This window comes from Geminocystis sp., from assembly GCF_041753295.1.
Lineage (GTDB): Bacteria > Cyanobacteriota > Cyanobacteriia > Cyanobacteriales > Cyanobacteriaceae > Geminocystis.
The window spans coordinates 1-21,927 of the sequence record NZ_JBGSUU010000105.1; the positions used below are offsets into that span (position 1 = coordinate 1).

General features: G+C 30.2%; 19 protein-coding genes and 1 other RNA gene. 13 read left to right on the forward strand and 7 right to left on the reverse strand.

Annotated features, from left to right (window positions below):
* Positions 1 to 273: 273 nt before the first annotated feature.
* The 4 genes from rppA to ACEW8E_RS12060 all read left to right on the forward strand — a co-directional run bounded on the left by rppA (position 274) and on the right by ACEW8E_RS12060 (position 3,525).
* Positions 274 to 969 carry a two-component system response regulator RppA gene (gene rppA, locus ACEW8E_RS12045; protein ID WP_373480592.1) on the forward strand — a complete coding sequence of 232 codons (696 nt, stop codon included), beginning with the start codon at positions 274 to 276 and terminating at the stop codon, positions 967 to 969.
* A gap of 63 nt (positions 970 to 1,032) precedes the next feature.
* The gene (gene rppB, locus ACEW8E_RS12050) at positions 1,033 to 2,373 is read left to right on the forward strand and encodes a two-component system sensor histidine kinase RppB (RefSeq protein ID WP_373480593.1); all 1,341 of its coding nucleotides are present in this window, start codon (positions 1,033 to 1,035) and stop codon (positions 2,371 to 2,373) included.
* Between the two features lie 115 nt (positions 2,374 to 2,488).
* Positions 2,489 to 3,040, forward strand: coding sequence for a DUF411 domain-containing protein (locus tag ACEW8E_RS12055; protein ID WP_373480594.1), 552 nt, complete (start codon positions 2,489 to 2,491; stop codon positions 3,038 to 3,040).
* 131 nt (positions 3,041 to 3,171) lie between these two features.
* A complete protein-coding gene (locus tag ACEW8E_RS12060) occupies positions 3,172 to 3,525 on the forward strand; it encodes a hypothetical protein (RefSeq protein ID WP_373480595.1) in 354 nt (117 codons plus the stop codon).
* 115 nt (positions 3,526 to 3,640) lie between these two features.
* Here the strand turns inward: ACEW8E_RS12060 and ACEW8E_RS12065 are convergent, their stop codons facing one another.
* From ACEW8E_RS12065 to ssrS, 5 genes are all read right to left on the reverse strand, one after another.
* Positions 3,641 to 4,432, reverse strand: coding sequence for an NAD-dependent epimerase/dehydratase family protein (locus ACEW8E_RS12065; RefSeq protein ID WP_373480596.1), 792 nt, complete (start codon positions 4,430 to 4,432; stop codon positions 3,641 to 3,643).
* Positions 4,416 to 5,360 carry an NAD-dependent epimerase/dehydratase family protein gene (locus ACEW8E_RS12070; protein ID WP_373480597.1) on the reverse strand — a complete coding sequence of 315 codons (945 nt, stop codon included), beginning with the start codon at positions 5,358 to 5,360 and terminating at the stop codon, positions 4,416 to 4,418. Before ACEW8E_RS12070 ends, ACEW8E_RS12065 begins: the two co-directional genes overlap by 17 nt.
* Before the next feature lie 84 nt (positions 5,361 to 5,444).
* Entirely contained in the window at positions 5,445 to 6,467 is a 1,023-nt protein-coding gene (locus ACEW8E_RS12075; RefSeq protein ID WP_373480598.1) for a hypothetical protein, read from the reverse strand.
* Positions 6,468 to 6,709: 242 nt separating this feature from the next.
* Entirely contained in the window at positions 6,710 to 7,174 is a 465-nt protein-coding gene (gene rimI, locus ACEW8E_RS12080; protein ID WP_373480599.1) for a ribosomal protein S18-alanine N-acetyltransferase, read from the reverse strand.
* Between the two features lie 152 nt (positions 7,175 to 7,326).
* Positions 7,327 to 7,510: non-coding RNA, 6S RNA (gene ssrS / locus ACEW8E_RS12085), on the reverse strand.
* 145 nt (positions 7,511 to 7,655) lie between these two features.
* Here ssrS and ACEW8E_RS12090 point away from each other — a divergent pair.
* The 7 genes from ACEW8E_RS12090 (at position 7,656) to ACEW8E_RS12120 (ending at position 13,737) form a co-directional block, all read left to right on the forward strand.
* Positions 7,656 to 8,498, forward strand: a complete 843-nt coding sequence (locus ACEW8E_RS12090; RefSeq protein ID WP_373480600.1) for a universal stress protein — start codon at positions 7,656 to 7,658, stop codon at positions 8,496 to 8,498.
* 35 nt (positions 8,499 to 8,533) lie between these two features.
* Positions 8,534 to 9,139, forward strand: a complete 606-nt coding sequence (locus ACEW8E_RS12095; protein ID WP_373480668.1) for a DUF1517 domain-containing protein — start codon at positions 8,534 to 8,536, stop codon at positions 9,137 to 9,139.
* An 18-nt stretch (positions 9,140 to 9,157) separates the two neighbouring features.
* Positions 9,158 to 10,039: a hypothetical protein gene (locus ACEW8E_RS12100; RefSeq protein ID WP_373480601.1), complete on the forward strand. Its 882-nt coding sequence runs from the start codon at positions 9,158 to 9,160 to the stop codon at positions 10,037 to 10,039.
* A gap of 172 nt (positions 10,040 to 10,211) precedes the next feature.
* Entirely contained in the window at positions 10,212 to 10,940 is a 729-nt protein-coding gene (locus tag ACEW8E_RS12105; protein WP_373480602.1) for an SDR family oxidoreductase, read from the forward strand.
* Positions 10,941 to 11,105: 165 nt separating this feature from the next.
* The gene (folE, locus tag ACEW8E_RS12110; RefSeq protein WP_373480603.1) at positions 11,106 to 11,831 is read left to right on the forward strand and encodes a GTP cyclohydrolase I FolE; all 726 of its coding nucleotides are present in this window, start codon (positions 11,106 to 11,108) and stop codon (positions 11,829 to 11,831) included.
* 347 nt (positions 11,832 to 12,178) lie between these two features.
* Positions 12,179 to 12,868, forward strand: coding sequence for a riboflavin synthase (locus ACEW8E_RS12115; RefSeq protein WP_373480604.1), 690 nt, complete (start codon positions 12,179 to 12,181; stop codon positions 12,866 to 12,868).
* Between the two features lie 77 nt (positions 12,869 to 12,945).
* The gene (locus tag ACEW8E_RS12120; RefSeq protein ID WP_373480605.1) at positions 12,946 to 13,737 is read left to right on the forward strand and encodes a TrmH family RNA methyltransferase; all 792 of its coding nucleotides are present in this window, start codon (positions 12,946 to 12,948) and stop codon (positions 13,735 to 13,737) included.
* A 20-nt stretch (positions 13,738 to 13,757) separates the two neighbouring features.
* On the opposite strand, the gene ACEW8E_RS12125 is transcribed toward ACEW8E_RS12120, so the two are convergent.
* Together ACEW8E_RS12125 and smc are read right to left on the reverse strand one after the other, a co-directional pair.
* Positions 13,758 to 15,500, reverse strand: coding sequence for a GldG family protein (locus ACEW8E_RS12125; protein ID WP_373480606.1), 1,743 nt, complete (start codon positions 15,498 to 15,500; stop codon positions 13,758 to 13,760).
* Positions 15,501 to 15,995: 495 nt separating this feature from the next.
* Positions 15,996 to 19,730, reverse strand: coding sequence for a chromosome segregation protein SMC (gene smc, locus ACEW8E_RS12130; protein ID WP_373480607.1), 3,735 nt, complete (start codon positions 19,728 to 19,730; stop codon positions 15,996 to 15,998).
* Positions 19,731 to 20,112: 382 nt separating this feature from the next.
* Here smc and ACEW8E_RS12135 point away from each other — a divergent pair, with 382 nt between their 5' ends.
* Together ACEW8E_RS12135 and ACEW8E_RS12140 are read left to right on the forward strand one after the other, a co-directional pair.
* Positions 20,113 to 20,928: an SWIM zinc finger family protein gene (locus ACEW8E_RS12135; RefSeq protein ID WP_373480608.1), complete on the forward strand. Its 816-nt coding sequence runs from the start codon at positions 20,113 to 20,115 to the stop codon at positions 20,926 to 20,928.
* 630 nt (positions 20,929 to 21,558) lie between these two features.
* A complete protein-coding gene (locus ACEW8E_RS12140) occupies positions 21,559 to 21,891 on the forward strand; it encodes a 2Fe-2S iron-sulfur cluster-binding protein (RefSeq protein ID WP_373480609.1) in 333 nt (110 codons plus the stop codon).
* Positions 21,892 to 21,927: the final 36 nt, after the last annotated feature.

The window sequence follows — 21,927 nt, forward strand, 5'->3', positions numbered from 1 at the left end:
ACTTTTGGTGAAGCCTTAGAAGCGTTTCGCACCGCCATATCTTTTCGCTTTTTTCAATGGTTAAAAGATAATATTGAGGTATTTACTAATTATAAAGCAAGTTTGGGCTTTGTTTGGGCATAATTTTTGTTTAAGTACCGATAGCTAAAATTTCTAAGTCATATTAATAAATAAATTTTATAAAGTTAGTGAAGATAATTTATTTTCCTTTATAATTAAAGCTATTAATTAAAATTAATGATATTATTAATTCTTGATAAATAGTCTAATTATATGCGAATATTGCTCATGGAAGATGAAGAAGATTTAGGTATTGCTATTAAGCGATCGCTTTTAGGGCAAAATTATGTGGTAGATTGGGTAACATCAGGACAAGAAGGATTATATTTATTAGAAAGTCCAAATATTACTTATAACATTGGTATCTTTGATTGGTTATTGCCAGAGTTATCCGGTATTGAATTGTTAAAAATAATTCGACAACAAAAAAATTCTTTACCCGTATTAATGTTAACGGCAAAAGATACTATGATGGATAAAATTATGGGGTTAGATGCTGGTGCAGATGACTATTTAATTAAACCTTTTGAAATGTTAGAATTATTTGCAAGAATTAGAGCATTATTAAGAAGAAATCAAGAAATTAAACCACAACAATTAAAGGTAAAAAATTTAATTTTAGATTATCAAACTAATACTATTCAAGTGGACTTAAAAATAGGAAAAAAAGAGATAATTCCCTTAACGAATAAAGAGTTTCATCTGTTAGAATTTTTTATGCGTCATCCTCAACAAATTTTAACAAAAGATCAACTTTTAGATCAACTATGGGAAATTGGATCTGATACTATTAGTAATGTAGTTGCCGCTCAAATTCGTCTCTTAAGAAAGAAACTTAATCAATATGGATATGGAGACTTAATTGAAACAGTTTATGGATTAGGTTATCGTTTAAAACTTGATAATTAATTATTGATTATTTTATTCTCGTTTCTATAAGCAAAGACTTTTTTGATTATTAGTAATAATTCTGTGAAAAATAATCGTATTTTTACTCAAACTCAATTCTCATTAACTTGTTGGTATGCTAGTATTTTTACTGGTATTATTAGTTTAGGTGCATTAGGAGTTTATGAAGCTATTGCTCATGCTCATTATGTTACTATAAATCAGGAATTAAAAGCAGTATCTGGTACTTTTCATGATACCCTTAAATCTTTATTAATTAAACCAAATAAACTAGAAAATACCGTCACAGAAATTTTACCAGATTTATGTTTAGTTAATCAAAAATGTGAGCAAATTTATCATCAGAGTAAATATATAACTAAATTTATCCAACAGGGTAAATATTACTTTCAGTTTTTCGATTTGTCAGGAAATTTATTAGGAAAAGCGGGGATAGAAATTGAAGGTTTATCTATCATTAATCAACAAGAAGAATTAATTAATTTAAAAGATAAAAATAATATTCGTTACCGTCAAATTTCTTTACTTTTACATACTAAAGATAATAAACAATGGGGTTATTTACAAATAGGAAGAAGTTTAGAAGATTTTGATCATTATGTCAATAATATTAAATGGTTTTTATTATTAGGTTTACCATTATTAATTACTTTAGTGATAATTGCTAGTTGGTATTTAGCAAAAAAAGCGATGCAACCAGTATATAAATCCTATCAACAAATACAACAATTTAGCTCTGATGTTGCCCATGAATTGCGTACTCCTTTAGCAGCCATAAAAGCAACTCTTGATTCTATCATGATGATAAAAGAATTACCTTTAACAGATAGTAAAGAAACATTAATAACTATTAATCGACAAAACCAAAGATTAATTAATTTAGTTAGTGATTTATTGATTTTAAGTCGTCTCGATTCAATCACAGAAAATAGTTATATTCCTGTTAAAACTGATATTAATTTGGTTGATTTAGTTAATGATTTAGTTGAAGAATTATCTTTTTTAGCTTTAAAAAATAACATTGAGTTTATCCAAAAAATTAAAGTTAAAGAAAATCTTTTAATCAAAGGTAATGAAGAGCAAATTTATAGATTATTAACAAATTTAGTCATTAATGCTATGGAAAATAATCATGAAAATGGCAAAGTTATTATATCTTTAGAAGTCGAGAAAAAAGAAGTAATTATCAAAGTTATTGATACAGGAATAGGTATTAGTGAAGAAGACAAAACCCTCATTTTTAATCGTTTTTATAGAGTGAATAAAGCTCGAAATAGAGACAAAGGTGGTTCAGGTTTAGGGTTAGCTATTGCACAGGCCATCGCTTTATATCATAATGGAAGAATAGAATTAGAAAGTAGTGTCAATAAAGGTAGTATTTTTACTGTTTATTTACCTAAATAATAGAAAAAATTGTTATGAAAAACAGAGAATAAAATATCATTTCATCATAATTTCATATTCTTTTGTCAAGATAAATAGTAATAGAAAAAAAAAGAAAATAAAAGGAGAAACCACCATGATAAAAACAAAAATTATTCAATCCTTAACTGGTATTGTCACCGTTGCCATTATTGGTAGTATTGCTTTTAATATTAATACTCCAATTTATGCCCACCAAACCCACGAAAATCATGAAAATAAATCAATAACCCTTAGTGTATGGGATAAAGAGATAGTAAAATATAATGGTAATAAAAAAATCACAGTTTATAATAGCCCTTCTTGTGGTTGTTGTAAACAATGGATTGCACACATGAAAAAACATGGTTTTGAAGTAACAGACATCAAAACTGACAACGTTGAGGCTATCAAACAAAAAAATAGCTTACCCTCTCAATTAGCTTCTTGTCATACTGCTATTATTGATGGTTATGTAATGGAAGGGCATATTCCAGCCGATGATATTAAACGTTTTTTAACCAAAAAGCCTAACATGAAAGGGTTAGCAGTAGCACAAATGCCCATTGGTAGCCCGGGCATGGAATCTGATAAAATAAAACAACCTTTTGATGTGGTTGCTTTTAATAATCAGCAAATTAAAGTATTTAATAGTTATAAAAAGTATTAGATTTTACTAGCTTATCTTAATGATAATTATTGATTTTTAATCCTAAAAAATCCTAAAAAAGTTATTTCATCATAATTTCATAATTGGTTGTTAAGATCAAGTTATTAAAAGAAATAAAAGAGAATAAAGTTATGAAAAATCTAAAAAAAATATCATTAATTCTTCTATTAGTTAGTGGTGTAGGATTAAATTTAGGATTACAAGCTAATTCTGCGTTTAGTCAAACCACAGAAACTAAAAAAGAAACCACAGAAAATCAAGGAAAATGTGTCAATAATGAAAATCATCAAATGATGGGAAATAATCATGAAATGATGAATCACGAAAATCATCAAATGATGGGAAATAATCATGAAATGATGATGGGTGAAAATACCAAAAAATGTAAAAATCAGGAGATGATAAATAATAATAAACCAATGGATTGTTGCGGTGAAGATAATGAAAATAACCAGAATAATCCTAAACCAAAATCAACAAATTAAGAATTATTTTTCCTAAGATGAATAACTATTAGTTAAGGTGAATAATTACTTCTCAAAATGAATATAACCTCCATTATGTATAAAGTATCTTGAGTCTTTAAACTATAAATAATATCTATTCAAGATTGAAACTATTTACAAAATTGATAACGGTTTCACGGGTAGAAGGAATATTCACCACTGACTGAATTTTATCGATAGAGACTTCATAATAAACAGGAGGAATTTCTAAATTTACCTCAATGTTTCTCTTGGTTAAGTCAATAATTTCCTGTAACTTTATTAAACCGTTACCGCAAAGATTGAAAATGTTTTGAGTATAACCTTGTTTAATAATATTCATCACCATTTTTGTCGCTACATCAGTGTGAATATATTGCAATTGACTTTCAGGATGTAACCATAGTTTTTCTCCTTTAAGAATGTCAAAAATAGCATTTTTCTTCATCCCTTCACCGACAAAACCACCCATACGGAAAATTAACCAGTCTGAATGACTATGACGCACACATTGTTCAGCTAAGTACTTATGAAAACCATAGGGGCTTTGGGTTGAAATGTCAATAAGTCCATCTTCTTTAGTTAATTCAGGATTGGAATAATTAGGGTAAACATCACAAGATGACAAAAAGATATACTTTTTAGTAGGAAAATCTATTAAAGATTGTCGCACAGAACGTACAGAAGCATCAAATTCTAGTAAAGGATTATCTTTTGCTAAAAATTTTTTAGAGTTGCCGTTGGCGTTAATTAATAAGTCACATTTTCTACCAATATTATCTTTATAATTAGCTCGATTTATTACTACATAATCAAGGTTATTTTTTTGACAATAACGAGTATAAGCCGAGCCAACAAAGCCCTCTCCACCAAGTATAATAATTTTAAAGTTAGAGTCGAATTCCATCGGTTTTATTTTCATAATTTGTACTTAACCAAGCAAAAGTTTTTTCTAAGCCGTCTTTTAAATTAGTGTCACAGGATAAACCTAAAGAATTTAATTTAGTAACATCAAAAATTTTTACCATTTGCCCATCTGGTTTAGATGTATCCCAACTTAGTTTTCCTTCAAAGTTAGTAGTTTCTTTCACTAATTCTGCTAATTCTTTAATAGGTGTAGTTGTACCTGAAGAAATATTTATCGGTTCACTTGAGTTATAATTATCAATAAAATAAGGGATAACTTTTGCCACGTCTTCAGCATAAACAAAATCTCGTTTAGCTGCACCACTTCCCCACATTATGACTTCTTCTAAATTATTTAATTTCGCTTCATAAAAACGTCTAATTAAAGCAGGTACAACATGAGATTCATTGTTACGAAAATTATCATATTCACCATATAAATTACCCGGAATTAATACCACTGAATTTAAACCATATTGAGTGCGATAAGACTGTGAAGCGACAATTCCCATTTTTTTTGCACTGGAATAACCTGCACTTTCTAATTGAGGATAACCTTGCCACATTTGAGATTCATCAATAGGTGATGTTGCTGTGGCAGGATAGCTACATCCTCCCATAGTATAAATCATTTTTTTGACGTTAAATTTCGCTGCCTGTTCAAATACTAAGGCTGTTAAAATGGTGTTGCGATAATAAAAATCTGCTGGAAATGTTCGATTTGCACCAATTCCCCCTGAATAAGCGGCTAAATGAATTAATATTTCTGGGTGTAAGTCTTCAAACATTTTTATCACTTCCACAGGATTCATTAAGTCATAATCTTGGGAAGATAAACCGATAATTTCACCTTGAGGATATTGTATTTTTAACTGTGGTAAAAGGTGTCTGCCTAAAAAACCCCTACCACCAGTAACAACTATTTTCATATTCTATTATTTTATTTCTTTCTTCATTTTTCTCTCAATCATCATATAACAAAACTGTAAGTGAAAATCTTTGAGATAATTAATTTAATGTTTTTGCTTCATAAAATAACTAGAATCTAAATAGTCGTAATAACTCTTATAAATATCAAAACCTGAAATTTTTACTTTAAAGTTAGGAGGATAATTATATTTTTTACTTCCATATTTATCTCTTAAAGAAATAATATAATAATATACTTTTTCCCATTTACTTAAATAATTTAAAAATAATTGAAATTGTGGATAAATTACTTCATATTTATAACTTAAAGCAATATATTGTAAAATATTAGCAATGATTAATGAATCTTCAGTATCTTCTTTCTTTATTTTAATAATTTTAGTGGCAATTTTTGTAAACCAATCTTCATCGTTTTTTACTAATAAAATAAACGGTTTTAATTCTTCAATATTTGATTGTTGATTTTCCTCAATAAAAGTTTTAATCTTTTTTAATAACTCCCAATTAGTAAGTTGATTAATTTTAACTAAATAAAAATAGTTGGCTAAATTATCAACTTCAGATAATAATAATAAATATTTAATATAAACTCCTATAACTTTTTTTTCTTGTTCTTCATTTAATTGTATCGTGAAATATTCTTTTGCTTTTTTAAGTTTTTCTTGAAAAATTAATTTATTAGGATATTTTTGGATTAATTCTAAAGCAAATTGATAAAATTCTAAAAAAACTCCATTATTATATTCTGCTTCTATATCTGTTAATTTATTGAGAATATCTAAGTTATCTAATAAGGTTTTAAAAAGTTCTTTTCCTACTATAAAATAGTGTTTTTTATGTTGACAATATTTATTTAAGTATCCTTCTATTCTTGCATAAATCAAAAAACCTTTATTACTAAATTTATCGTTTAATAGTGCTTTTAATGTCAAGGTAATATTATCTGATTTTTCTAAGGCATAATTATAAACAGACAAAATTTCTGGAGGTATTTCTAATTTAATATACTCACTAAAAAGATAATCTATTAGTGTTTTTTCTCCTAATAAAGGACGATTCCACCAAGGTTTTTCTAGTTTTTCTTCTAGTATAAGTTCTGCTTTCATGGTATCACCTTCTTTGTTTAGCAACTTTGCCTATATATAAGATCATAATGTCTTTTTTTTATTAAACAATCAGTATATTTTGGTATTTTTTAAAATTTTTTCCCCTCAAAAAATGACCATTTTTCCTAATTATCTTAATACTTAAGAGTTTTCTTTTAATTATTTATACTTAAATATGTCATAGTTATAATTAATTAATTGCATAAGATATAATAGTAAAAAAATTCTGAGCAATAATAATATTAAATAAATTTTTTCCAAAGTATTAAAGCATCTTCATCAGTTTTTTTATAATATTTTTTTCTTCTTCCAGCCTCAACAAAACCAAATTGTTTATATAAATTTAAAGCCTTTTTATTATTTTCTCCTACTTCTAAAGTAGCCCTTTCTAAGCCTTTTTTTTCTGCTTTTTCTAACAATTTAGTTAATAACAATTTACCTAAACTTTTTCCTTGAAAATCTGGATGAATAGCTAAAATAGTTAAATGAGCTTCCTCAAGAATTGACCAAAAACAACCTAAACCAATCACTTTTTCACTTTCTTTAATATTTATTGTTAGTGTTAATAAACAACTATTTGGACTTGCAATTTCTCTTTTATAACCGTCTAAACTCCATAATCCGCCGAAGCAAAGACTATCTAATTCTAATACTTGATCTAATTCTTTTTCTGTGAGATTCTTTACTTTTACTGCTTCTAAAACCATTAATTATTTAGGAAAAATTGAAGAGTCAAAACCAATGAAATATGGAAAAAATTAAAATTTATTTGATTATCTTTTTGAAGTTAAAAACACTTAAAACTCTTAAATATTAAGCTATATTACAAAAATTTATTTTTTTTATTACTAATTAATTAAATAAAACCACTACGCCGTTTTACCTCAGTTTATGACCTGGAAAACCAGGGGGATACCAACGTTTCTGTGTTCGTTTCCGAGTACAAAAGCTCGGTTTACTGCTACTAGAACTCTGTTAGTTTCCTTATAAATCAAGTATAGATCAAAAAACTTGATTGGCAGTCACCAACGTAGTAGCTTATTCATAACTATGATAATCATTTAATTGATTTTGAGCAACAATTTTTCGATCAATTCGAGAAATAATCGTTACAAAATGTTAAATATAGAGGACGCAAATCGCTGTATTTTATAGATAAAGCCTTTATTAAAAAATGATTGTAAAATTATGTTAGATAAAATTTTATATGCTGATTCTGGCACTGGTCACACTCAAGAAATGCTTAAGGTTTTATTAGATATTCCTGCTTTTCAACACAGTGAAATTACGGTTCTTCATGTAATACCACCACAGTCTTCTGCCGATACTTTAGCTCAAAAATGGGAAGAAGGCGGAAAAATCCTTTCGGATATTGTTACAAAAGTTAATATTGATCCTGTCAAAGTTTCTACTATCCTAAAGCAAGGCGATCCTAAAGATATTGTTTGTCAAGTTGCTCAACAGACTGATACTGATTTAATTTTAATGGGCTCAAGAGGTTTAAAAGGTTTAGAAGCCTTTCTCGAAAATTCCGTCAGTCAATATGTATTTCAATTAAGCGATCGCCCAATGTTGTTAGTAAATGATGACATTTATGTGCGCAAAATTAAACGAGTAATGTTAGCTTTAGACAAATCAGAGTCCGCAGATTATGCTTTAGAATTGGCATTGTATATGCTCAAAGATTATCGTGAAGCAGAATTATACTTAGTGCGGGTTAACCCTGATATGAAGATAGATTTAGAGCTATCTACCACGGAAATGGAACATAATCCTATTTTAGCTCCAGCTGCTTCTAAAGCAAAACGTTTTGGTATTAATACTAAATGTATCGTAACTGGTGGCAGACCGGGTAAACAAATTTGTCGATTAGTAGAAGATAAAAACATTGATTTGTTATTATTAGGTTCTCCTGATCGTCGTCCTTCTATTGCCAAAAACCTAGTTGATTTAGATCGTTTATTAGGTACTTCTTTATCTGATTATATTCGAGTAAATGCAAATTGTCCTATTTTATTAGTCCGTAAATAATAAAGATAAAAATTATCAATTATCAATTACCAATTATTATGAGTATAACTGATCGCTTTAATCAATTTGTAGGCAAAACACGGTATGTAGTTTCTCGAATTTTTATTCATTTACAAGGCAATGAAGTTGCACCCCTGTTAGGAATATTAAATCAAAATGCTCGAATGGCAGTAGATACCGATGGAGATATGGAGGTAATGGGGGAATGTTTAGTTAATACTTGTGAAGGAATTTTGCAGTATAAAACTTATTGGCAAAGTGCCTCCAATGAAGGTGATGTATTTTGGAATGAAGCTGATGCTGGAGATTTCGTGACAGAATTATTTACTGATTCAGGGCAACGTTATCTCAGTCAACCAGATTTCGAGGAGGAAGAAGTTGCGGAAAATACCCCTTTATCACTACCTGTTACTGACAATATAATTGTTATGATTATTGTAGCCTTTGAAGGTGAACTATCAGAACTTGAAACTGATTTAGCCGATATGGAAGCCTTAACCGATGCTTTGAAAGCTCTGATTAATCTTAATTACAAGCAAAACTATCGAGCGATCGCCATCCATTTTTCCCCTGCTAGATTAGGAGAAAGGTTAACATCTGATCAAATAATTATCAATTTTCCTGAGTTAATTCCATTATAAAAGTTACCCATAAAAAGAATGTTTAAGCCAGTTATAGCCATTTTTTTAACCATAATTCTAAGTTTTAGTACTGTCGCTTGTGGTTCATCCAATAGCGTAAACACCAATAATCCTACCACTTTTACTAATAATACAAACGTCCCTAAAAATAACATTGCTAGTGGGAAATATCCTGTACAACAAGCCACCTTTAACGATGTTGACGGTGAATATATCCTCATGTTATTAAATACTCCCTCTGGAAGTAATCCAACTTTTCGCACCACTAATCTACAAATGGCGAGGTTAACCGATGAAGAAATTAAAAACGGGCAACAAACCTTTGTAGAAATCAATGGTAACGAAGCGATAATGCACCTTACAGAGGATTTTCGTATAGAATATGTCCATAACGAAACGGAAACCGTTACTAACTCCAACACAGGCAAACAAGAAACCGTTGTTGTTAGACAACAATCAAGTTTTTGGAGTCCTTTTGCTGGTGCATTAGCTGGACAAGCATTGGGTAGTATGTTATTTAGACCTCAGTATTATGTTCCGCCAACATTTCGCTCTGGTGGTAATTTAACAGGTTTTGGAGGTTATGGTAATAGTTATGATCAAGCGGTACAGAGCTATCGTACTAATAATAATACTATTCCTCAAGTAGAAAAAAATCGTCAATCTTTCCGCACTACAGGCACAATTAAAAATAGTTCAGGTAATAGCATTAATCGAGTTAATACTAATAGTACCAAAGGAACAGGATCAGGAGTAGGTACAAGTAATCTCAAAACTAACGGTACATCAAGTAAAGTAAAACAACCTAGTAGCAATAGTTTTGGTAGTAATAAATCTAGTCGCACTCGCCCTACAACCTCCAGAAGAAGTAGCGGTTTTGGTAGTCGTCGTCGCCGATAATTATTTATTACTAATTACTCAATGTCTATTAGTGTTATAATAATAGGGGTGATTTTTGTTACAAAACTTCACATTATGAGAAACTACTAACCTGATACTCTATTAATAGAAGCTAGTTAAAGTTTAAATTCAATCTAGTTTACTAATTTTAAAAAGGAAAGCAATATTTATCATGGAATATTCCCCAAATCAACGAACAGCTATCATTACTGGAGCTAGTAGTGGAATTGGTAAAGCCACCGCCATGGCCTTTGCAAAATCAGCCATTAACTTATGTTTAATGGGGCGATCGCAAGAAAAATTAGAAGAAGTGGCAAAAATAGTTTCGGAATATGGAGTAAAGGTGAAAATAGTTTCTCTTGATTTAGGAGAATTATCTAACATCAGAGCGAATATAGAAGCCATTGTGAAAGAATTAGGAGGAGTGGATATTCTTGTGAATAATGCAGGAATGGGTTACACAAACCTTCTGAGAGAAACTCCCTTAACAGATTGGCAAAAAGTATTAAATCTTAACTTGACAAGCGTTTTTGAGTGCGTGATGGGGGTATTACCGCACATGAGAAAACAAAGTCAAGGCACAATTATCAACGTGGCATCCATCGCCGCTAATAATTATTTTCCTGAATGGGGAACTTATGCAGTGAGTAAAGCTGCTTTAGTTACCTTCAGTCAATGTTTAGCTTTAGAAGAAAGAAGCAACGGTATTAGAGTTACCACTATTTCACCCGGTGCAGTTAACACACCCATCTGGGAAACTGAAACAGTACAAGCAGACTTTCAAAAATCTGCAATGCTCAAACCTGAAACCGTAGCCGAAGTTATTTTACAAGCCGTATTGCTTCCCCAAGAAGCGGTTATCGAACAATTAACCATAACTCATAGTATTGGATCTCTATAATCTCAAATTTCATTCAAAACCACAGAATGAACTTGTTTTGTGGCGGTGTTTTTGCTGGATAAAACCCTCAAACATCTTAATAAGATAGAGTTTTGTTTGTTTTGATGATCTGTAACAAAAATCCCATTTCTAAATCACACCATTAAACTAATTTGCTTATTAACTATGACAGACTTTTCCAATAGTTCTAATTCTAATAAGACTAATCCTGATATTTCTGCGACTGTTAGCACTGATGTATATAATAATATTGCTACTCGTCCTGATCGAAATACTCATAATGGACAAGTCGTAAATATAAATCTTTCTCCAGAAGAAGTAAACAAACAACAAATGATGGATTCTGTAACTATCATGTTGAAATCTGTAGGGGAAGATCCAGAACGAGAAGGATTACTTAAAACTCCAAAAAGGGTAGCAGAAGCCATGCAGTTTTTAACTCAAGGTTATAGTCAATCGTTGGAAAAACTTGTTAATGGTGCTATTTTTGACGAAGGTCATAACGAGATGGTATTAGTTAGAGATATTGACTTTTTCAGTCTCTGTGAACATCATATGTTACCTTTTATGGGTAGAGCTCACGTTGCCTATATTCCCAATCAAAAAGTAGTCGGCTTAAGTAAATTAGCTCGTATTGTTGAAATGTATTCTCGAAGATTGCAGGTACAAGAACGCCTTACCCGCCAAATTGCCGAAGCAATCCAAACTATTCTCGATCCTCAAGGGGTTGCAGTAGTAATGGAAGCAACTCATATGTGTATGGCAATGCGCGGAGTACAAAAACCGGGTTCATGGACTGTCACCAGTGCTATGATAGGAGCGTTTCAAGAAGAGAATAAAACTAGAGAGGAATTTTTGGGGTTAATTCGTCATAAGCCCAGCTTTTTTTAATTAACAGCTTTAAATTTCTAATTTTTAGGTATTTCGGCTCTATTGCCTCACGCTGTATTTTTCATTCAAAAAAAAATACTCATAAAATCAGCTTGGGGCAAAAGACTACTGTCAAACCTTACCTGCTATTTTTGCGTAACATCAGATAGTAATTTAGAAGTTACGCGCTTTACAAATTATCAATAATGTGCAATAACGAAATATCGTTATTTGAGGTAATTAGTAATAACTATAGAATATTTGGTAATCATAAAAAATAGTTCTAAATATGACCTTATAATGTTGGAAAAGTCATACTGGTATTTAAGGATTTTTGTCAATGGGTAAATTCTATAATTATAAAAAATATGTTTACTGGATTAATCCAAGGAAAAGGAAAAATAAAAGCCAAGGGTAATAATTTATTTATCATTGACATCGAGAAAAATCGAGAAAATCTAATTTGTCAAGATTTAGCCATAGGTGATAGCGTTGCCGTCGATGGAATTTGTTTGACAGTAGAAAAAATTTTACAAGAAAGTTTTATCGCTACGGCTTCTCCAGAAACCTTACAACGCACAACTTTAGAGAAAAATATTCAGAAACAGAAAAACGTTAATCTTGAAACTTCTTTACGAGTAGGGAGTAAAATTGGCGGACATTTTGTTACAGGTCATGTAGATGGTATAGGATGTTTAGTTGAATCGGTAAATTGTCAACAATCTTGGGAAATGACATTTACTGCGCCTTCGCAATTAAAAACTGAGTGGCAAAATTATATTTCTCCTTATATTGTTTCTAAAGCTAGTATTGCCGTTAATGGCATTAGTTTAACTATCGCCGATTGTGATATAGATGGTAATTGGTTTAATGTTGCAGTTATTCCTCATACCTACGCGCAAACTAATTTATCACAACTTCAGTCAGGAGATTGGGTAAATTTAGAAAGCGATATCTTAGGTAAATATGTTGATAAATTAATCCGTCATCGTGTAGAAAAAACTCCTTTATCACAAGATATTAGTTTAGATTTTTTACTTCAAAATGGCTATAATTGATACCCTGAAAAATACTAAAAATAGATTTAAAATTTATCTAACTCCCCGTTTCCTTTCTATCTCCTATCTCCTAAATTATGTTAACCAGTTTGCAAAATCCCCTCATAAAAGAAGTCAGAAAATTACAGAAAACTCAAGAAAGACATCGCCAAAATTTACACTTATTAGAAGGTACAAATTTATTAGAAGTTGCCAGTCAAGTTAATTATCCTTTGGTAACAATATTATCAACCCCATTATGGCAGGAAAAAAACGATTCCCTTTGGCAAACATTACAAAATCAAGGAGAAAGAATCGAAACCGTTTCCCCTGAATTGATGAAACATATAGCTACCACCGTCAATCCAGATGGTATTATCGCCACCGCTTATCGTAATTCTCGACAAGCACAACCTCCTGAAAATCTACGTTTAGGGTTAATTTGTCATCGCATTCAAGATCCGGGTAACTTAGGCACAATTATTCGTACTTCAGTTGCTACCGATGTTGATTTTCTCTGGTTAAGTAGTGATAGTGTGGATTTAGATAATCCTAAAGTGATGCGCTCATCCGTGGGAGAATGGTTTAAAATTCAAGCAAAAGTAGAAAATGATCTTATTTCTGTAGTTAAAAAATATCAATCTCAAGGCTATCAAATTATTGCAACCTCTCTCCAAGGAAAAAAAACCCATTGGCAAATTGATTTTACTAAACCTACTATCTTACTTTTAGGCAATGAAAGCCAAGGTTTATCACCAGAATTAGCCATTTTAGCCACGGAAAATGTTAAAATTCCTTTAGTTAATAACGTTGAATCATTAAATGTAGCCATCGCTACCGCCTTTTTATTAGCAGAGTATCAACGACAGTCAATTAATAAACTCTGTTAAAATCTTTAGGAATTATTTTCTTAACGGCTTCTTTGCCACCATGTAACCATAGAAACAGTAAAAGCTAATGCTGGGATGATAAATAAAGCTAACCAACCAATTAAACCAGCTTGAAAAGTAGTTAAATTGATTCTACGATTAGTTGCCTCTTTTGGGCTAATAGATAAAGTCGAATCTTTCTCATTAGCTAACCATCCTACCGTATTGATAAATAAATCACTGTTTAGCTGTTGTTGAAACCAACCATCCGTAGCAAAGTTAGCATTACCGATTACTACCATTCTAGTTTGTGAAGATTGAGGGTTTGATAATGTTTCACTATTGGTTTTTTCCTCTGATGGAGTTTTCATCTTTGGTGGCAAAGGCAAATTATTATCAGGGTTAACTTTTTTTACAGATTCTTCTTTTAAGGTTAGGTTTTCGTTATTTTTGATTTTTAAGTCATTTTTTGTATTTGAACTATTCTCTTGACTCTTAGAAATACTTTTTACAAGATTTTTCTTAGTTAATGCTACTCCAATATTTAACGGGCCTTGTAAATCTACTGTAGGATCTAATTCTACATTTTCTCCTTCGGGATTTCTTTCACCCCATGATTGACTATTGGTAATCAAAAAAGGTGTTGCCGTGACATCGGTTACAGTTTCGGTTATGATTGGTCTTGCCCAAGGAAACAAACTCATACCATTACCAAAATTTTGAGTTATAGGATGAGCACCATAATCAACAATTATAGTAATAGAAGGACCTAATCCGAACACTTCTCCTGTACCTGAAGCATCAACTACTAATCTGTCGTCGAATTTTATTCCCCATTTTCTCAATACTTGCTCAAGATTAACATTACTTCCGGCGTTATACATCACCAATAAACCACCGCCATCATCTAAGTATTTTTGAATAATTTTTATCTCCCCTTCTAATAATTCTTTTTCGGGATTACTGATTATCAAAACATTAGCATCGGGTGGAATTAAAGGAGAAGTAGCAAGGGTGAGAAAATTAACGGTATAACCTTTATCTCGTAAGGTTGTTACTGCTTGAGAAATACTAACTTGTCCTTCTTCTATCGCCGATTCACCATGACCTTGTAAAATATATATTATCGGTTGCGTCGTTTGTTGAATTTTAGCGATAGCATTGGTTAATTTAATTTCTGAAAGACGATTTTGAGGCGATAAAGTTTGCGCTAATTGTTGCTTATCTCCATACTCTAAATAAACATCACCTAAACGAGTCACATTAAATTTTTGAGCTAAATTAATATCCACTTGAGGATTAACAAATTGGTATTGAAATTTATTGTTTTGTCTTTCATAATCTTGCAATAATTTGCGATCAAAATCATTAGGTGGATTATCAAAAATATAAACTTTTAAAGGTTGACTTAAATTACTAATTAATTGTTGAGATTGAGGAGAAAGAGTGTAAAGATTATTCTCCGTTAAATCAATTTTTACTGAATATTTTAATCCCAAAAAATTGACTAAACCTAAAATTAATAATAACGCCGAAGTAGAAATAATGGCATTTATACCAGCTTCAACTCCCCTTTTTCCCAAAAAACCTTTATTACTATAAAGAAAAATACATATTCCGAAAATAATAACTGTTATTCCACTGCTTATAATGCCGATAACAAGATTAGATAAATTACCGTTTATTTGCAGTAAAACAATTCCTGCTGATATTAAAAAAATCCCTAAGAAAAAAAAGTAATTAATATATTTTTTAATCTTGAAAATAAAGCTAAGTTTTTCCATAAGTTTTAAATAATAATCTCTTGTAAATAAAGTTTATTTTGGCTCTACTACTTCTCATCGTGATAAATTATGTCTAAAAAAAGGTATCAGGTATTAGGTTAAATTCAAACTGTTAATGTATAATAATTGCATTTTTAAAATTCTCAAAGCCATACTGATTAAAGTTTACATTAATTATTTTCTATTAATTTGTCATAACTACTGTAGGAGAGCCTTTATTTTAATTATCTATCTATTTTGAAAAAAATTATCATTAATCAATTATAAATCATTAAATAAATTAGCAAAAAATCTGAAATTTATTAAAATTAAGAATTTAGAGATAATATATCAACAAAAAAGTACATAGTTTTAAGAATTTTTATTGAAAAACTTAACATTATTGATGTCATTGTGTCCATAAACTATTTTTGTAAATATTATTAATATTAAGATTAAAAGTTTGATTGACAAGTATTTCTCCTCCCTATTCCATTCATATTTTTTCAACAACTCCTAATTATCCATTGTTAACTTAATGCCCAATACTTGAGTATAAGCACCTTTAGCTTGAGTTACTCCAATAGTACGTTGAGAAGCCTCAATCATTGGTCGTCTTAAACTTACCACAATAAATTGAGCAGATTTTGCCTGTTGTTGAATCATTTTTGACAGTTTTTCTACATTCGCACCATCTAAAAACATATCTACCTCATCAAAGGCATAAAAAGGAGAAGGGCGATACCTTTGTAAAGCGAAAATGAAACTTAAAGCCGTTAAAGATTTTTCTCCCCCCGACATCGAACTTAATCTTTGTACTGGTTTTCCTTTAGGATGAGCAACTAAAGTTAAACCACCATTAAAAGGATTATTTTCGTCCTCTAATTTTAAGTAACCATCCCCCTCAGAAAGAGTTGCAAAAATTGTTTTAAAGTTTTCATTAACAGCAGTAAAAGATTCTTTAAATGCTCTTAATCTTAAAGTAGTAAAATTTTCTACTCGTAATAATAATTCTGTTCTTTCTTTTACTAAAGTTGTTAATTTTTCTGACAATTCTTCTAGTCTTTCCTGATTTTTTTTGTACTGTTCTAAAGCTAACATATTAACAGGCTCAAGGGCTTCTAATTTTTTCTCTCCTTGACGAATTTCTTGTTTAATTTGCTCTAGTTGATCTTGTAAACTATCGAAGGTTATTTTATTATTAATTTCACCACTTTTACTATTATTAACTAACCAAGGAATTTCAGGTAAAGGATTAGGTAAATCTTGGCTAATTTCTTCTATTTGTAAAGTTAGATCATATAATTTTGTTTGAGATTCTTGGTGTAGTAAAACTATTTTTTCTAATGCCCATTGTAACTGTTGTTGTTCACTTTCTAACTTTTTAATTTGACTTTCTTGTTTATTTCTTATTTCTTTAATTGTCTCTAATTTTTGAGCTAATTCTTGAAAAATATTTTCATACTTATTAATATCTTCCTCAATTGTTTTTAACTCATTAGTTAACTTAAATTTATCTTTTTTGACTTGATTTTGTTGAGTCAATAAGCTATTAATATTTTCCTGACTATCTTTAATTTTTATTTGTAAATCTTCCTTTTGATTAATTAATCTTTGTAAATTTTGCTTACTTTCATTTAATGCTGATTGTCTTCCTTCTAATAACAATTCTTGTTGACTAATTATCTGCTGTAAATTTTGCCACTGTTGATTATTATAGCTAGATTCTAAATCTTTTAATTCTCCTTGTTTTTCTATTAATTTTTCTTGTAATAAAGGCAAGTTTTTCTCAAGTTTAGTTAACTCTTGTTTTCCTTTAACTAAATCTTGATAGTTATTAGCATTAGACTCAATAATTTTTTCTTTTTCTTTTTCTAAACGACTAATTTCTTCCTGACATTGCTCTAACATTAACTGTTTTTTCTGTCTTTTTTGTCTTTCTTGATTTAACTGTTCTGACCACTGCTTGACAAAGTCTCTTTTTTCTGATATTTTCAAACTAAGCTGGATTATTATGTCTTCAATTTCTCTAATACGGTCATTTAACTCCTGAAACTCTTTACTTTCCGTTGATGAAACCCTACCAAATTTAAGGCTTGAACGTTGAGACACACTTCCTCCTGTCATCGCCCCAGAAGTTTCTAATAACTCTCCATCTAAAGTAACAATACGCCCTTGCCCTGTTAGTCTTCGTGCGGAGTCTAAATCTTCAAAAATAACAGTATTTCCGAAAACATAAGCAAAAATTCCTTGATATTTCGGCTCAAACTTAACTAAATTAGTCGCTAAATCAATAAAACCTTTTGCTTGAGAAATTTCTCTGGGAATATTTAAACGGGGAGACTGTATCTTATTCAACGGTAAAAAAGTCGCCCTTCCTGCCTTTTGTTGCTTTAATAATTTAATACCCATCGCCGCAATGGAATCATCTTCTACCACGATAAAGCCTAAACGACTACCAGCCGAGATTTCTAACGCCAATTGATAAAGAGGATTGACTTCCCCTAATTGTGCCACTAAACCACATACACCGGGTAAATCTGAGTTAAGAATAATCTTACTAGCATAAGTGCCTTGGGCTTCTTGTTGTGCTTGTTTGGTTGCTTCTAATTTGTCTAACTTTCGTTGTTTTTCCCGTTGCTCAATTTGTAGGCGATTGATGGTATCTTGGTTTAAGGAAATTTCTGCTTCAATTTTTGCTAATTTTTCGGCTAAAGTTTGAATATTCTCCTCTGAATCTCCATTTTCGTCTATTAAAAGGGAAACTTGGTCAACTTTACTAATAATATCTTCATCTAACTTCTTTAATTGCTCATTTTCATTTTTAATAGTTAATTGCAATTGTTGACATCTTTCTGTTAATAATGCTTGTTGAGTTAGTAAGGGATTTAACTCTTTTTGAATAACGCCGATTTCTTGATTTAATTCTGTTTGCTTTGCTACCCACGCTTGAGATTGAGAAGCTATTTCTTGAGCTTGTTGTTTATAGTTATCTAACTCAGTTTTAACAGAAATTTTACTATTTTCTAACTGCGGAATATTCTCGTTTTCTAGTTGCTCAATTTTTACAGATAAACTCTCTAATTGTTGCTGATAGTCTTTTATTTTTTTTGTTATTTCTTCCTCTTTAATTTTTGTCTCTTTCTCATTTTTTATTAATCCATCTAGTGTTTGCTGTAATTGTTGTCGTTTTGCCTTTTGAGTAGCTAGACGAGAAGCAACATTAATTTGTTCTTCTTCTCCTAATGCTTTAACTTCTTGATTTAATTTGACTAACTCAATTTTATTATCATTAATTTTACTTTGAATTTTAGTTAACAATTCTGTCTTACTTTTCTGCTGAATTTCTAAGTCTAATAACTGCTTTTCTATCTCTTTTTTCTGTTGCTCTAAATAACGAAAATTAATTACTATTTCCCACTGTTTTTTTTCCTGAATTTGTAGCTTAATTTTTTGATATTTTGCCGCTTTTTCGGAATCTTGCTTCAACTTAGCACTATTTTGGATTAATTCATCTTGGATAATATGGCATTTCTCCTCTCTTTCCTTTACTCCATCTAAAGTTGCCTTAGTTTGCTCAATTTTGCGATCAAATTCTGCAACTCCTGCTAATTCATCAATAATTCCTCGTCTTTCCTTGGTATTCATGGTAATAATGCGAGTAACATCCCCTTGCAAAACCACGTTGTAACCTTCAGGATAAATCCGCAGACGATTTAATTGCTCATGTAGCTCATTAGCTGTACAAGGACTATCATTCAAATAAAATGTCGAGGCATAACTTCCTCCTTTTGTTACTCTTAAACGTCTTGTTACTTTTAATTCTGATAGTGATTCTAAATTTAGCTTTTTTTCTTCTTTATTTTCAATATTATTTAATTTATTTTCTTTTTGATTATCTATATAAAATTCTTCTTTTTCTGAATGATGAATTATATTAATATCTTCTTTTTTTTCTACTATACTGTTATTTAAACCTTCTAAATTTTCTAAATCAAAGGTAACTGAAACTACTGTCTCCATCACTTTTCCATTACCGTTTTGACTGTTATTAATCAAATCTGGTAGTCTTTCCGCCCTCATTCCCTTTGAACTTGCTAAACCTAAACAGAATAATAAAGCATCTAAAATATTAGATTTTCCTGAGCCATTTGGACCTGAAATCACAGTAAATCCGGGTAAAAAAGGAACTGAATTATTACCTCCAAAAGATTTAAAACGAGACAATTCTACACGTTTAACAAATACCATATTTTAATTAGAAATGGGATATTAGAAATGAGGAATTAAGAGTTATTAACAATTACTTATTTCATATTTAAAGCTAAGGTTGACAATTAATTCTAATTTTAGTCATTTTATTCTATCATTTGCCTGACATATCATCATCAGAAATTCAATAGTTTATCAAGGTTATAATAATTGAGTAAGTAAGCAAAATTAATTGTATGTTTACTCTATCAAAGGGCAAAGAGTAAAGGGTAAAAGACAAAAGGCGGGGAAGATTATTAGTTATTTTTATTACTTTTAAAATATACTATTTCTAAATGCTTTAATGCGTATATTAATCTTTAAACATCACAGATTATTTACGTTTATTATGTTATCTTCAGAAAATTAAAAATTAAACAATATGATTAACAGACAATGGTGGGTAGAAAAATGGTTGGAATTATTAGATTCTTATCGTTTCAAAAAAAGGCTAGAAAGGGCGCGTAATTACTCTCGTGAAGGTAATGTCTTAAACATCGAATTTAAACAATCTCAATTAATTGCAGAAGTGCAAGGCACAGAAGAAAAACCCTATAAGGTAACATTAGCATTAGATGCTTTTTCCGATGAAGATTGGGGATATGTCATTACTACTATGGCAGAAAAGGCAATTTTAGCCGCACAATTGTTAGTGGGTGAAATGCCTTCAGAAATAGAGCAAGTTTTCATCAAAAACGGTTTAAGTTTATTTCCCTTTAACTTAACGGATGTCAAATCTCGTTGTACTTGTCCTGATAAAGCCAATCCTTGTAAACATATTGGTGCAGTTTATTATCAATTAGCAGATCGTTTTAGTGAAGATCCTTTTATTATATTCCAATTGCGCGGTAGAAGTAAAGAGCAAATTTTAGAAGGGTTGCGAATATGTCGTAGTCATCAACTATCAGGAAAAACTTTACAACCTGAAATGTTAGGCAAAATCAAGTCAATTCCGAAGAGTAAAAATAATGTTAACAAAATATCTGCACCTTTAACTATTGATAACTTCTGGGAATATGACGAGGCTTTAGATTCTTCTTTAGTGGTAATTGTACCACCAACGGAAAATAAAACTATCCTTGATGTCTTAGGTAATATTCCTTTATCTCTTAACGATTCTCAGGCAGTAATGCAATATTTAACCCAGGTTTATAATACCATACCAGCTAAAGCTATGACCATCGCTCTTACTAATTAGGATTTGCCTCATAGTATTGTGGTGAGGGTAGGTATCAGGTATCGGGTATCGGGTATCGGGTATCAGGTATCAGGTATCAGGTATCAGGTATCAGGTATCAGGTTAAATACTTATAAATAAAAGTGTTTAGTCTAATTCTTAACTTTATGATTTTTTTTTACTACGCTATAGTTTCAGGGAAAATTATCAGAAAAAGAGACAACTTTTGACTAAAATCTGTGAAAACTCTGCACTTTTTTTAAATGTAATACGTCTAAACCCTAGATTTTAATAGCTTTATGACTTATTCATCTGCCCCTAATTAAGAATCTGTAGGGGTTAATGATATTAATCCTAATAGATATATTTTGTAATATTAATATTTCTTACGATTTTTAACAATAATCTTTTGCATTAATGTTTTAATCGATACAATACGAACAATTATCACCAAGAAAATAATTAAAATTTTTACAAAACTTAATATTAGAAGTCCATGTACTAATTATAAAACATTTACCAATTTAACCATAAAAATCAAAAATATCGGCAGTAAAACCAAAAAAAACTATTACGAAAGTTAAGTAAAAAAAATCAAAAATTATTTAGTGATAATGAATAATTTACTTATTAATTTAAAAAATAAAAATTATGGCTACTATGACGATAAATTCTCCTTTATCGATTAAAACTCATCAAGTGACATTAATAAAACCTGATGGAGAAAAAATAATTTTAAAAGTCAAAGAAAATGAATATATTAGTGATGTAGCAATAGCTAACGGAATTAATTTACCTTTATCGTGCAATGCTGGAATTTGTGTCACTTGTGCGGCTAAACTTTTAGAAGGTACAATTATTCATGATCATACTTTTTTAAAACCTAAAGAAGAAGAAGCAGGATTTTTATTAACTTGTCGAACTTTTGTTACTTCTGACTGTGTTATTTTAACTCATCAAGAAAATGCTTTATTAGACTTCTAATTTGTGATAATTTAATAATATTTATGTATAAATAAA